We start from the raw sequence: 12,561 nt of genomic DNA on the forward strand, positions 1-12,561 counted from the left end.
TTGTGAAAATTACTAAATTTGGCGGCACTTCGTTAGCCGATGCCAGCCAGTACCGCAAAGTGATCGACATCATTAGCGCCGACGCAGAGCGCCAGGTCATCGTCACCTCTGCTCCCGGCAAAAGATTTCCAGGCGACATTAAAGTAACCGATCTCCTGATTCAATATGCCCAGCTTACACTTGCTGGAGCAGAGACCGCTGAGCTAGCTGACACAATCTACGAGCGCTATGAAACAATCGGCCGTGCATTTCAAGTTGAACAAGCCGTACTGGAGGACATCCATACTATAATACTCGATTTGGTCTCCATCACATTTCACGATTCGGCTGAATTACAACACACTTTTAAGGCCCACGGTGAGATACTCAACGCATTATTATTTGCTAGTTGCCTTAATTCTGTCGGTATCCCCGCCCGTTTCGTCGATCCCCGCGAGTTAGGTATTGTTGCACAGGAACGCGACCATGAGGTGGTTTTAGCCGACGAAACATATCGTCACTTGAACCAGTTTAACTTGGGTGCGCAGCGCATCGTGGTGCCCGGCTTCTACGCCTACACCCCAGACAATAAAATCATTACTTTTGCCCGCGGCGGTTCAGATATCACCGGCTCGATTCTCGCAGCAGGCTTGCATGCAACGATGTACGAAAATTTCACGGATGTAGATGCCATCTTTGCCGCCAATCCCCAGATTATCGACAATCCTGCGGCCATCAAGTTAATGACCTATCGGGAAATGCGTGAACTCTCATATGCTGGTTTCTCAGTGTTTAATGACGAGGCGATCATTCCCGCAATTCAGGGCCACATCCCGATCAATGTGAAAAATACGAATCACCCTGATGCGCCAGGGACGCTCATAGTCTCAGACAGTGAGTACGAGGCCCGCCAGTTGGTAACGGGAATCGCCGCATCCAGTCGCTTTGCTGCACTCTATCTGCACCGTTACCTGCTAAATAAGCAGGCTGGATTCACGTTGAAAATCCTCCAAATACTGTATAAATACGGCGTATCGTATGAACATATGCCCTCTGGAATTGACGACTTGACAATCATCTTCGACAAGTCGCAATTGCAACCAGAAATTATCAGTCATTTTCTGGCCGAGATTAAAGAAGAAGTCTGTCCGGACGAAATGGAATGGATTGATGATTACGCCATTATCATGGTGGTGGGCGAAGGGATGCGCAATCGAGTTGGTATCATCGAAAACATCATCAATCCACTCGCACTGCACGATATCCCAGTTAAAATGATCAATCAAGGCGCGTCGCGCATCTCTATCATGCTCGGCACTGATCGGGCAGATGCGGCAAATGCAATTAAATATATCTACAACCGGTTCTTTAACAATAATTACTTGGAGGTCTGAAAATGGTCGAACTACTGAAAGTCCACGGCTCAGCAAACACATTTTTTCTATTAGATCAAAACACACTAGAGAAGAAGCTAACGCAGTCAGAATTGGCCTCCCTCGGCCAATTCATCGCAGCAGCAAATAACGGAATTATCGGCGGTGCAGATGGCCTGCTCGTCATCGACGAAGCAACAAATAGTCAAAGTCTTGCCAGCATGGAGGTGATTAATGCGGACGGTAGCATTGCATCGATGTGTGGCAACGGCCTCCGCACAGTCTCTCGCTTCCTATCAGAGAAGTATCATCTAGAAATGTTTCACGTGGAAACACCATTGAAGTCCCTTGCAGTCTCACGGGCACAGCCACTCCACGACAATTTACAAACTTTTAGCGTAGAGATTTCGCCCATCTCATTCGCACAGACAGACGTTGGCTTTTCGAACCTTGGCCACGAGGAAATTAGAAATATCGTGCTACCAGAGATTGATCCAGAGTTACGTTTCACCGCCGTAGCCGTACCTAACCCGCACTTGATTGCTTTTGTCGATCAGGAACAATTGCAATCTGACCGGCAACAACAGATTGGCGAAACACTGAATGCTCCGAATCCCTACTTCCCCGACGGCGTTAACGTTAGTTTCGTTCAGGTCATCTCTGCCAACAAAATTTTTGTTAAAACCTTCGAACGCGGTGTTGGCTTTACGAATGCTTGTGGCACAGCAATGGCAGCCAGTAGCTTGGTGACGGCTTTAACGTACCCCGATTTGATTAATTTTAACCAGAAAAACACCGTATTAAACCCAGGTGGAATGGTCCAGACCGTAGTGCACACGCTTGATGATCACTACCGCATTGAACTCATTGGTAACGCAACTTTTACCCACACAATCAACTTGTCTGAAACGGATCTTAGGGAACATGACTTCACCAATGCTCAGATTAGGGAAACGGGTGAGCAACGCATTTACCAAGATTTTGTCGACTCAATAAAATAATTTTATGCTTGACAACGACTCATATTAATCTCTATAATTCAGCTATACATTTAAATAAACAACCACAATGCAATAGAGGTCGCGATCGCCACCAACGCTATGGAGTGTGTATTCACTTTGAAGTAGCCGAGAGGACATTCGCCGAAGTAAGTTTTTGAAATACATCATCAACTTGCTGGGCCAGACGGGAATACCGGCTGGACTGTCTTAGACTTGTTGTCTAAGGAGCGCTATACGATTTGGGATTTTAATTTACTTTAAAATTATCAATGAATTAAACCTCACCTCTATTGGCCCACGCCAATAGAGGTTTTTTAATTGTAGCGGGTTGTCTTGGAGGAGAAACAAATGAGACAACTGATTACTTATTCGCGCAGAATCGCGTTGTTCGCGCTGATTCTGCTGACACTTGGTGTTTTTGCTAGAAACACAGAAACGGTTCACGCAGCTTCCAGTAGTAAGGACGTACTGCGCGTCGGAATGGAGGCTAATTATCCGCCTTACAACTGGACCCAACAGAATGATGCAAACGGCGCCGTCCCAATCGATGGTTCCGACGAATTTGCCAACGGTTACGACGTGCAAACCGCGAAGATTATCGGTAAGAAACTCGGACGAAAGGTGGTCGTTGTCAAGACGGTCTGGGATGGTCTTCTTCCTTCGTTAACTTCCGGCAAAATCGATTTAATCATCGCCGGAATGTCCCCTACGCCAGAGAGACGCAAGTCAATTGACTTCTCGCTCCCATACCGTCGGACTAAGATGATTGCCGTTGTGAATAAGGATGGTAAATTTGCCGATGCGACAAGCGTAAATGATTTCAAAAACGCAAAGTTCACTGCACAGTTAGCCACTTTCCACTACGATTTAATTAACCAGCTAAAGGGCACAATCAAAGAACCAGCAATGAAGGATTTCTCCGCAATGCGGGTAGCTCTACAGGCTGGCACAATCGATGGTTACGTCGCAGAGGATGCCGAAGGAATCAGTATCACAAAGGTTAACCCCAACGTGAAGATTGTCGACCTCTCGGGAAAAGGCGGCTTCAAGGTTGATCCTTCAGAAGTACAGACGGCCATTGGGGTTAAGAAAGGTAACCCACTTTTACAAAAGGTTAACCAAATCGTGGCAGACATTTCCCCGGCCCAACAAGAAAAGATGATTACGAAGGCTGTCCTCGACCAACCTGAATCAGCAGCCAAAGGCAACTGGTTCTTAAATATCTGGAAACAATATGGAGGGATGCTACTCCGCGGTACTGGCATGACCTTGTTCATCTCCCTTATCGCCACAATCATCGGTTTCGTCATTGGGCTCTTGATTGGAATTGCCAGAACAATTCCTCGGCCAACTACACGCGGTAAACGCTGGGCATTAAACGTTCTGAATTGGGTCCTCTCAGTCTACATCGAGATATTCCGGGGCACACCAATGATGGTTCAAGCCGCTGTGTTCTATTACGGCATTGCTCAAATATTTGGCTTAAATTTGGAACGGACTTTTGCCGCAATCGTTATTGTCTCTATTAATACAGGGGCCTACCTGGCAGAAGTCGTTCGCGGTGGTATTATTTCAACACCAACAGGTCAATTCGAAGCAGCCAGCGCACTCGGTATGACCCACTTCCAGAGAATGCGCAAAATTATTTTGCCACAAGCAATTAGAAACAGCCTACCTTCAATCACGAATGAATTCATCGTCAACATCAAGGATACCTCTGTATTAAGTATCATCTCAGTATCAGAGCTGTTCTTCACGGGTTCAACCATTGCCGGTCAGAATTTCCAATTCTTCCAGACGTACTTAACTATTTCTTTGATTTACCTAGTACTCACCTTTACGATTACCCGTATCTTCAGAGTAATCGAGAAGCGGCTTGAGGGACCAACCAACTACAACTTAATGGCCAATCAGCTTCAAGTAACTACCCCAACATTGGAGGACAATTAATCATGGCGGAAAATAAAATTCTCTCAATCAATAATCTCAAGAAAACATTTGGTGAGCACGAGGTTCTGTCTGACATCTCACTCGACGTCACTGCCGGTGAAGTTCTGACAATCATCGGTCCTTCCGGTTCAGGTAAGTCTACCCTTCTACGTTGCATCAACCTTTTAGAACAACCCACTGCCGGTGAAATAATTTACAATGATGCCAATGTGTTAGCTCCTGGATACGACATCACGAAATATCGCGCAAAAGTCGGGATGGTCTTTCAATCATTCAACTTGTTCAACAACCTGAATGTACTAGATAATTGTACCGTTGGTCAGCAAACCGTTCTCGGACGCTCGAAAGAGGAGGCAGAGAAGATTGCATTAGAAAACTTAGCCAAGGTTGGCATGGATCCTTATATTAAGGCGAAACCACGTCAGCTATCAGGTGGTCAAATGCAACGGGTTGCCATTGCTCGTGCCGTTTCTATGGATCCCGATATTCTCCTCTTTGACGAGCCAACCAGTGCACTTGATCCCGAAATGGTTGATGACGTACTGGACTCAATGAAGGCTCTCGCACACACGGGTCTGACCATGATCTTAGTGACACACGAAATGGGCTTCGCTAAAGACGTTTCCGATAAGGTAATCTTCATGGATCAGGGATATGTAGCTGAAATCGGCACCCCGGAACAAATCTTCAATCATCCGACAGAAGCAAGAACACAAGAATTTCTGAAGCGTTATCTGGCTCGTTAATTATCGTTCTACCCTAACAACCACTTAAATAGCAAAAGGCACCTCACGTAATCTGTGAGATGCCTTTTTGGATTGGTCAGTTGGTCAGTTAAATAATCGTGTCTTGCTCGACCATCCGATGCATTTTCCACTGCGAACTAAAGTATTTCCTACGACTGTTACGTAGTTCTAGATAATCGCTATTGACGCTATCTATTGCAGCCTGAAGCTCTTTATTTTGCTTTCTTAAATGTCGCAATTCAGGATCGTCTATCACATTTTTCAAATGGGTACGTGCAATTAACTGGTTGTGTCGGGCTCTGAAAGATTGTTCTAGGCTATTAATGAGGTTTTCATAGTCCACAAGCTGTCGATTAACCCCTTGAATCTGATTATTTAAGTGCACAAAGAAATAATATGGCATATTTCCTTTGATGCCGTTGCACTCCTGACAGGCAAGCGTCAAATTTTCCAGAGAATTGTCATCACTAAGGGAAACGGGATTCTTATGATCCACGCTATTTCCCCGCCTACCACAGTATTGACAACGGTGATTGTACTGCCGACGGATTATTTCCCGGGCAATAAAATCTAAGTTATTCAGGTCATATTCAATCCGTAGTCCCACGGCAGCAAAGTCAACCTTATAGTCACCGGTCAAAGTTGGTTTTATCTTCCCAGTCAAAATCGACCAGAGCACCTCGTTCAGTGTCTTTCGTGCCACCTGTCTTTGAACCAGCTCATTAGTATCGTAATTGACAATCAGGTTCTCCAGCTGACGCTTAAATTCGCTCTCCTGCACCACAGACGCGGCATGATAAGTCTCCTGCTCATTATTTTGTTCTATGAGCTTGCCAGCATACCGCATATTTAGTGTTTGGGCAAAAAGCTGAACCGGATCATTCTCAAAGTCCCTGGCTGACAGCCCTGCTTGCCGACAAATATCACAGATACTTGCCAAAGTGGGCTGGCCCCGACCTTCTTCACAGTGAAAATGGAGCGCCTTCATCCGTAGTCTACAGGAACTACACCTAAATTTCATAATTATCCCTCAATCAAAATATCCCAAGCAACTTTTTGTAACTTATCTCGATTACTAAATTCGCCCTTAAACAAGTCCGGCAATATCTTTTTGATGAAGTACTTAACCGAGGCAAGCTCATTAAACTTCTTGATTGTCTTCAGGCTCTCCTGAAACATATCTAAGAATACCTCGCTGGGATTACCCTTCTGTATTTCACCGTACGATTCATAAATCAAATCTAGTTTATCAGCAACCGACAGAATTTTACCTTCTAGAGTATCGTCTTTACCCTCCGAGAAGCGCCTTTTATACCGGTCTTGAAACTCCTTTGGCACCTCATTCTCAATGAAATTATTCGTTAAAGAACTTTCTACATCGGCGAGCATTTCACGCAGCTCGTGCGTTGCATACTTAACCGGAGTTTTGATATCGCCAATAAATCTCTCTGTGTAATCGTGATTCAGTGATTTTTCGTACAGCATTTGCCAGTCTATCTTGTTACCAGCAACCTCCTCAATATCACCCAACATTTGGGCAATTTCCGCCACCCGAAACGAGTGTGCGGCAACGGTATGCTGTTGATACTTGAAGTAGCCAGGAGCGCGATCAATTGTCTCCAAGTTATTTAGCCCCTGAATAAACTCGTGTAATCCCATGTGATAGCCTCCATTTATATTTAAATTGTTCCTATAATACTAAACTTACCATATTTTGCGCAAATAAAAAGACGAAGCATCAATAACTTCGTCCTTTTATTATTTACTCTTCTTGTCAGCAGTCTTGCCTTGTAAGAAATCAAGTGTTTCAGCTGTCTTCTCGAGACGTGCTTTCACGTTTGCAACATTAACAGGTCTGCGTTTTGGTGAAATACCAGTGTGTGTGTTTTGTGACATTGTAATCTCCTTTTAAAAAAGTTCTTTTTTAAGAATACACGGTTTTTCCAAGAATAGCAATCTTTATTGTTCGGATATCATTAAATCAGCTAATTCTGCACCAGTGATTTTGCCAAGGTTAGCAGCAAGGTTACTCTTATCAAAAGCAGCTGTGAGGCTCTGTTGGTCAAAGGATGTACCAACGAGATTCTGCTCAATTATATTAATATTCCCACCGGTAATAAAATCACCATAAATCTTAAATGCCGTTACTTTATGGTCTTCCACGGTGAAGTTGAAGGCAACTGTTCCAATATCGAAGTGTTTTGATTTATATTCCTTAAATCCCGGATTTTTACCAAAGTTCCATTCATCCGTATCATACTGTCCCTGCAGGCGATCATCAATGATGCGCCAGTCTTCATCGGCGAAATTATATGTTTCAATCTGTGACAATTGATCCACGTGGAACATATGTTTTAAAAGTTCATCTTTAAACTCAGCAGCAGTCATGTTCTGGAATCTCTCATCAAGGTATGGCTTGATGTTGGTCACGCGCTTATTGACCGATTTAACGCCCTTAGACTGGAGTTTGTTCTGGTCCGGGGTCAGAACACGTTCGGCATCTTCCATGTTCAAATCGAACATCAGCGTGCCACCAGCAGCGTAGGAGTCTCCCACCTTAACCATCGTCATACCAGAGAATTTCTTACCATCGATCACCAGGTCATTTCTCCCCTGCAGCACCGCTCCCGTGGCACCAAAGTCGTGAAGTGCATCTAAGATTGGCTGCGCAATTTTGCTGAAATCACCAAAGTCAGTTGTGTCACCAACAATGATATTCTCGAAAATAATGTTGCCATAATCTTGATAGACGGCTCCACCACCTGAAGAACGGCGAACCAACGCAATATCTTTCTCACGTAGATATTTTAAATCAACTTCCGCATATGCGTTCTGGTTTACACCAATAATCACCGATGGCCGATTGATATACATGATCAGCCCGTGGCCAGGCAGTTTCAAGGTATTGATGAGGTAGTTATCAAGAGATTGATTAACCGTCGCATCATTGACAGGTTTGTTATCTCGATCTGTGTTTATAAAGAACATGGCTCTTCCCCTCTCACCGAAAAAAATAAGACTTGCACGGCCGTCATTGGTCATACAAGTCTTATTTTAGCACTTTTAGCAAATTTTTCCGCCTAGTTCTTTCATATCGGAAGCGGTTACGCCAACTAACTCGTTCTTAGAGATTGTGACGCCACCATCAATGATTCCGCCATTATCCTTCAGAGAGAGCATCGCCCATCTGCCATCAAGAGTCAGTCCGTCACCAAGGAAGGTGGTCTCTGGTTCCGCGGTATAAATAGTGAAGCCTGCGTTGTTCTCAACTGGGATATTATAATCTGGGTCTAAAACGTCTGAGACTACAAATTGGAAGTTTGCGCCAATGGTACAGGTACCACCAATCTTAGAGTATTTTGTTGATCCATCGTTCAATGCGAGAAACATTACCTGATTTTCTGCAACCTTGTTTTTCAAAATCTCGGCTGCTGCAGGTTTAATCGTTAATTCCATAAGATACCTCCGTAATTAAATTGCACGCAATCTTTTCTTTACAATCATTATGATACACGCATTCCAGTTTAATTACAAAAAATAAGCACATCTCGCACTAATTATTTTCTTCAGCACCGAAAACCCGCGCGAAAATATCGTCAACGTATCTGAGATGGTAATGGTAGTCGAACGCCTCGACTAGCGTATCGCCGAGTTTACCTTTGATCGTTGGGTGATTCACAATCAGCTCCTTAAATGATTTATGCTCATCCCAGGCTATCGCAGCCTGAGACTGGACCAGGTCATAGGCTTCTTCCCGTGACATCCCCGACTCAATCAGTTTCAGTAGCACCCGTTGACTATAAATTAGACCGTAAGTTTGATCCATATTCTGCTTCATTCTGTCTTCGAAAACGGTGAGGTTCTGCAGAATACCGGTGAATCTGGTCACAATATAATCCACTAAAGAAGTAGCATCAGGTAGAATCACTCGTTCGGCTGATGAGTGTGAAATATCGCGTTCATGCCACAGGGAGACATCCTCATAGGCCGGCACAATGTACCCCCGCAAAATTCTGGCCAGGCCAGTTACATTTTCGGAGCCAATTGGATTTCTTTTATGTGGCATTGCTGACGAACCCTTTTGGCCTGGATGAAAACCTTCCTCGACCTCATGAATTTCAGTTCGTTGGAGACTACGAATCTCGGTCGCATAGTTTTCAATTCCCGTAGCAATCAGGGCGAGGGTAGCAATGTAGTTGGCATGCAGGTCACGTGGTAAGACTTGCGTAGAAATTTCCTGCGCATGTAATCCAAGTTGGTCCATGATATCCTGTTCAACACGCGGTGGAACGTTGGCAAAGGTCCCCACAGCACCACTTATTTTACCTGCCTCTACTTGATCAGCTGCATAGGCAAAACGCTCTTGATCACGTTTGACCTCAGAGTACCACCGCGCAAGCTTAAGACCAAATGTCGTGGGCTCTGCATGGACACCATGGGTTCTTCCCATCGTCACGGTGTATTTATATTTATGTGCTAAATCGGCAAGCGTTTGGGCAAGTTTAGCCAAATCAGCCGCAATAATCCGATTGGCCTGTTTCAGTAGCAAACCGTTAGCGGTATCCACCACATCAGTACTCGTGAGCCCGTAATGCACCCACTTCTTCTCGGCACCAAGTGACTCAGAGACCGTTCTGGTAAAGGCAACAACATCGTGTCTAGTCTGCTCTTCGAGCTCCGCCACCCGTTCCACGGTGAAACTAGCATTTTGTGCTATTTTCAAAGCATCTGCAGCGGGTACCTCGCCCTCCCTGGACCAGGCGTTTGTGGCCGCAATTTCGACCTCCAACCACGCCTGATACCGGTTTTCTAACGTCCATATTTTACCCATTTCTGGCCTAGTGTAGCGTTCTAACATTTGTCTTCCCCATTATTTCCAGATTGCGTCCCGAATTATTGTCTGCTCTCTGTCAGGTCCAACTGAGATAGTGGCAACTGGAATTCCGACCAATTCAGAGATTTTATTCAAAAATGATTTAGCGTTTTCTGGCAGATCAGAGAACTCTGTCACACCGGTGATATCCTCGGTCCAACCAGGTAATTCAACGTAAATTGGAGTACATTCAGCCAATTCCTGCAGACTTGCTGGATAGTAATCAATCTCAGTTCCGTTTAATTGATAACCCGTCGCAATCTTGATTGTAGAAATATTCGTTAAAACATCCAATAAATTAAGGCTGAGTGCCGTCAATCCTGAAACCCGAACGGCATGCCGCATTGCAACGGCATCGAACCACCCAATCCGACGCGGGCGCTTTGTCACCGTACCATATTCATGCCCGGTTTCCCGAATATAATCGCCAATCTCATTGTGCAGCTCTGTTGGGAATGGACCCGCACCAACCCTTGTTGAATAGGCCTTGCAGATTCCTAGCACTTCTGTGATCCGACTTGGCCCTATACCAACGCCCGTAGTGACGCCACCGGCGATTGGATTTGACGATGTCACAAACGGATACGTTCCGTGATCGATGTCGAGCATGACACCCTGTGCACCCTCGAACAACACGTTTTTGCCGGCGTCAAGCGCCTCGTTCACAACCACTGAAGTATCTGTCACAAATTCTTTTAGTTGCTGGCCATATTCATAGTATTCTTCGAAAATATCGTCAAAATTCAGAGGCTCAGAATCATATAACTTGGTAAATAATTTATTTTTCTCAGCCAAATTAATCTTTAACTTCTCGGCAAACGTCTCTTTCTCTAGCAAGTCGGCCATCCTAATACCGATTCTAGACGCTTTATCCATGTACGCTGGCCCAATGCCCTTGTTAGTAGTACCAACTTTGGCATCACCTTTAGACTCTTCTTGTAACTTATCCAAAAGAATGTGGTACGGCAGGATGACGTGGGCCCGACTAGAAATAAGTAATTGACCCCGCTCAACACCGTTATCTGCCAAATATTTCAGTTCTTCGACAGTCGCTTTGGGATTTAATACGACCCCATTGCCGATGACGCTCAGTTTATCTTTGAAAAAAATACCGGAAGGGATTAAGTGAAGCTTGTACTCCTTACCAGCAAATGCGATAGTGTGCCCCGCATTATTACCGCCCTGATAACGAACAATCACCTCAGCGTCCTGCGCCAAGAAATCCGTCATCTTTCCTTTACCTTCGTCTCCCCACTGGCTACCAACTAAAACTGTCGCTGTCATTTTTCCACCTCATTAAATTACTCAAATTAAACCTAATTTTAGCAGTTTACGGTAAGTGGGTCAATGCTTTTCCGAACTATAATTTGACTAGCAGAGATTATTATACGTATTTTGGTTGACATTTCATTTTTTTGATTGTATATTGAGCAGTGGTCTTCGAAAAAAAGAACAAAATTGAGGTAAATTATGCAAATATTCGATTATGACGATATCCAACTAATTCCCAATAAGTGTATTATCAAAATTCGTGCGCAGGCAGACACCAGTATCAAATTTGGTCCCCGAACTTTCAAGATACCTGTGGTGCCGGCAAATATGGCTAGCATTATCGATGAGGATTTGGCAGAATGGCTGGCTGCAAACGACTATTTCTACATCATGCACCGTTTTCAACCAGAGAAAAGGTTGGATTTCGTGCGTCATATGCAAGAACTTGACCTCTTTACCTCAATCTCCGTTGGCATTAAGGAAGATGAATACAAGTTTATCGATGAACTCGTTGCGGCGCATCTAACACCTGATTACATCACAATTGACGTCGCCCACGGTCACTCTGACTATGTGATTAAGATGATTCACTATATCAAGCAAAATCTACCAGGCTCATTCGTAATAGCTGGTAACCTGGCAACCCCCGAGGCTGTACGTGAACTCGAAAATGCAGGCGCCGATGCAACAAAGATTGGTGTTGGCCCCGGTAAAGCATGCATCACAAAATTAAAAACGGGTTTTGGTACCGGTGGCTGGCAGCTCTCTGCCCTGAGCCTCTGCTCGAAGGTGGCCCGCAAACCACTGATTGCAGATGGCGGCATCAGACATCACGGCGATATTGCCAAGTCCGTACGCTTCGGTGCATCAATGGTGATGATTGGCTCCTTATTAGCCGGCCACGACGAAAATCCAGGAAATATTATCAGAATTGACGGGAAACAATATAAACAATATTGGGGCTCCGCATCTGACATGCAAAAGGGAGCCTACCGTAATGTAGAGGGCAAGCAGATGCTTGTACCCTACATGGGCTCAATCAAGAATAAGCTCGTGGAGATGCGCGAGGATCTGCAATCTTCTATCTCCTACGCTGGCGGCAATGATCTAGAATCAATCCGCAAAGTAAACTATGTGGTCGTCAAGAACTCCATCATGAATGGCGACTACTAAGACAACCAACTAAATACACAGCAAGATAATAAAAGCGACTGCTACTAGTAGTCGCTTTTTGTTTCACGGGAAACAATTATGCCCGATGCGCGTACCAAAACACCCGAATTGGCTGAATATCCCCGCATATTTTAACAAAAAGTATTGTCAGTACTTCTAATAAAGAGCAAAATAGTAATGTTGTTTTTTTTTTG

At 44.6% G+C, this 12,561-nt stretch carries 12 protein-coding genes and 1 riboswitch; of the genes, 5 read left to right on the top strand and 7 right to left on the bottom strand.

Annotation, left to right across the window (positions count from 1 at the left end; genetic code table 11):
• Window positions 1-2: 2 nt before the first annotated feature.
• The 4 genes from LA20533_RS03790 (at window position 3) to LA20533_RS03805 (ending at window position 5,049) form a co-directional block, all read left to right on the top strand.
• Entirely contained in the window at window positions 3-1,373 is a 1,371-nt protein-coding gene (locus LA20533_RS03790) for an aspartate kinase (RefSeq protein WP_056945855.1), read from the top strand.
• Between the two features lie 2 nt (window positions 1,374-1,375).
• Window positions 1,376-2,353, top strand: a complete 978-nt coding sequence (gene dapF, locus LA20533_RS03795) for a diaminopimelate epimerase (RefSeq protein WP_056945854.1) — start codon at window positions 1,376-1,378, stop codon at window positions 2,351-2,353.
• A 65-nt stretch (window positions 2,354-2,418) separates the two neighbouring features.
• Window positions 2,419-2,594, top strand: a riboswitch (Lysine riboswitch).
• A gap of 107 nt (window positions 2,595-2,701) precedes the next feature.
• Window positions 2,702-4,303: an ABC transporter substrate-binding protein/permease gene (locus tag LA20533_RS03800; RefSeq protein ID WP_056945853.1), complete on the top strand. Its 1,602-nt coding sequence runs from the start codon at window positions 2,702-2,704 to the stop codon at window positions 4,301-4,303.
• Window positions 4,304-4,305: 2 nt separating this feature from the next.
• A complete protein-coding gene (locus LA20533_RS03805; RefSeq protein WP_054746182.1) occupies window positions 4,306-5,049 on the top strand; it encodes an amino acid ABC transporter ATP-binding protein in 744 nt (247 codons plus the stop codon).
• A gap of 88 nt (window positions 5,050-5,137) precedes the next feature.
• Here the strand turns inward: LA20533_RS03805 and LA20533_RS03810 are convergent, their stop codons facing one another.
• From LA20533_RS03810 to LA20533_RS03835, 7 genes are all read right to left on the bottom strand, one after another.
• On the bottom strand, window positions 5,138-6,070 hold the full coding sequence (locus LA20533_RS03810; protein WP_054746183.1) for an HNH endonuclease: 933 nt from the start codon (window positions 6,068-6,070) through the stop codon (window positions 5,138-5,140).
• 2 nt (window positions 6,071-6,072) lie between these two features.
• Window positions 6,073-6,708 carry a YfbR-like 5'-deoxynucleotidase gene (locus LA20533_RS03815; protein WP_054746184.1) on the bottom strand — a complete coding sequence of 212 codons (636 nt, stop codon included), beginning with the start codon at window positions 6,706-6,708 and terminating at the stop codon, window positions 6,073-6,075.
• A gap of 99 nt (window positions 6,709-6,807) precedes the next feature.
• Window positions 6,808-6,945, bottom strand: a complete 138-nt coding sequence (locus LA20533_RS08660) for a hypothetical protein (RefSeq protein ID WP_169787588.1) — start codon at window positions 6,943-6,945, stop codon at window positions 6,808-6,810.
• Between the two features lie 63 nt (window positions 6,946-7,008).
• Complete coding sequence (locus LA20533_RS03820; protein ID WP_056945852.1) at window positions 7,009-8,037, bottom strand: lipoate--protein ligase; 1,029 nt, start codon at window positions 8,035-8,037, stop codon at window positions 7,009-7,011.
• A 75-nt stretch (window positions 8,038-8,112) separates the two neighbouring features.
• Window positions 8,113-8,505, bottom strand: a complete 393-nt coding sequence (locus LA20533_RS03825; RefSeq protein WP_054746185.1) for an iron-sulfur cluster biosynthesis family protein — start codon at window positions 8,503-8,505, stop codon at window positions 8,113-8,115.
• A 97-nt stretch (window positions 8,506-8,602) separates the two neighbouring features.
• Complete coding sequence (gene purB / locus LA20533_RS03830) at window positions 8,603-9,907, bottom strand: adenylosuccinate lyase (protein WP_056945851.1); 1,305 nt, start codon at window positions 9,905-9,907, stop codon at window positions 8,603-8,605.
• 12 nt (window positions 9,908-9,919) lie between these two features.
• Window positions 9,920-11,206 carry an adenylosuccinate synthase gene (locus LA20533_RS03835; protein WP_056945850.1) on the bottom strand — a complete coding sequence of 429 codons (1,287 nt, stop codon included), beginning with the start codon at window positions 11,204-11,206 and terminating at the stop codon, window positions 9,920-9,922.
• Between the two features lie 186 nt (window positions 11,207-11,392).
• Here LA20533_RS03835 and LA20533_RS03840 point away from each other — a divergent pair, with 186 nt between their 5' ends.
• The gene (locus LA20533_RS03840) at window positions 11,393-12,367 is read left to right on the top strand and encodes a GMP reductase (RefSeq protein WP_056945849.1); all 975 of its coding nucleotides are present in this window, start codon (window positions 11,393-11,395) and stop codon (window positions 12,365-12,367) included.
• Window positions 12,368-12,561 lie beyond the last annotated feature (194 nt).

It is taken from the genome of Amylolactobacillus amylophilus DSM 20533 = JCM 1125 (assembly GCF_001936335.1).
GTDB lineage: Bacteria > Bacillota > Bacilli > Lactobacillales > Lactobacillaceae > Amylolactobacillus > Amylolactobacillus amylophilus.

What these genes read in the sequence shown, in the direction of transcription:
- LA20533_RS08660 (WP_169787588.1), bottom strand. Translation starts at nt 6,945, where the DNA reads ATGTCACAAAACACACACACTGGTATTTCACCAAAACGCAGACCTGTT.
- dapF (WP_056945854.1), top strand. Translation starts at nt 1,376, where the DNA reads ATGGTCGAACTACTGAAAGTCCACGGCTCAGCAAACACATTTTTTCTA.
- LA20533_RS03825 (WP_054746185.1), bottom strand. Translation starts at nt 8,505, where the DNA reads ATGGAATTAACGATTAAACCTGCAGCAGCCGAGATTTTGAAAAACAAG.
- LA20533_RS03805 (WP_054746182.1), top strand. Translation starts at nt 4,306, where the DNA reads ATGGCGGAAAATAAAATTCTCTCAATCAATAATCTCAAGAAAACATTT.
- LA20533_RS03835 (WP_056945850.1), bottom strand. Translation starts at nt 11,206, where the DNA reads ATGACAGCGACAGTTTTAGTTGGTAGCCAGTGGGGAGACGAAGGTAAA.
- LA20533_RS03810 (WP_054746183.1), bottom strand. Translation starts at nt 6,070, where the DNA reads ATGAAATTTAGGTGTAGTTCCTGTAGACTACGGATGAAGGCGCTCCAT.
- LA20533_RS03820 (WP_056945852.1), bottom strand. Translation starts at nt 8,037, where the DNA reads ATGTTCTTTATAAACACAGATCGAGATAACAAACCTGTCAATGATGCG.
- LA20533_RS03815 (WP_054746184.1), bottom strand. Translation starts at nt 6,708, where the DNA reads ATGGGATTACACGAGTTTATTCAGGGGCTAAATAACTTGGAGACAATT.
- purB (WP_056945851.1), bottom strand. Translation starts at nt 9,907, where the DNA reads ATGTTAGAACGCTACACTAGGCCAGAAATGGGTAAAATATGGACGTTA.
- LA20533_RS03840 (WP_056945849.1), top strand. Translation starts at nt 11,393, where the DNA reads ATGCAAATATTCGATTATGACGATATCCAACTAATTCCCAATAAGTGT.
- LA20533_RS03800 (WP_056945853.1), top strand. Translation starts at nt 2,702, where the DNA reads ATGAGACAACTGATTACTTATTCGCGCAGAATCGCGTTGTTCGCGCTG.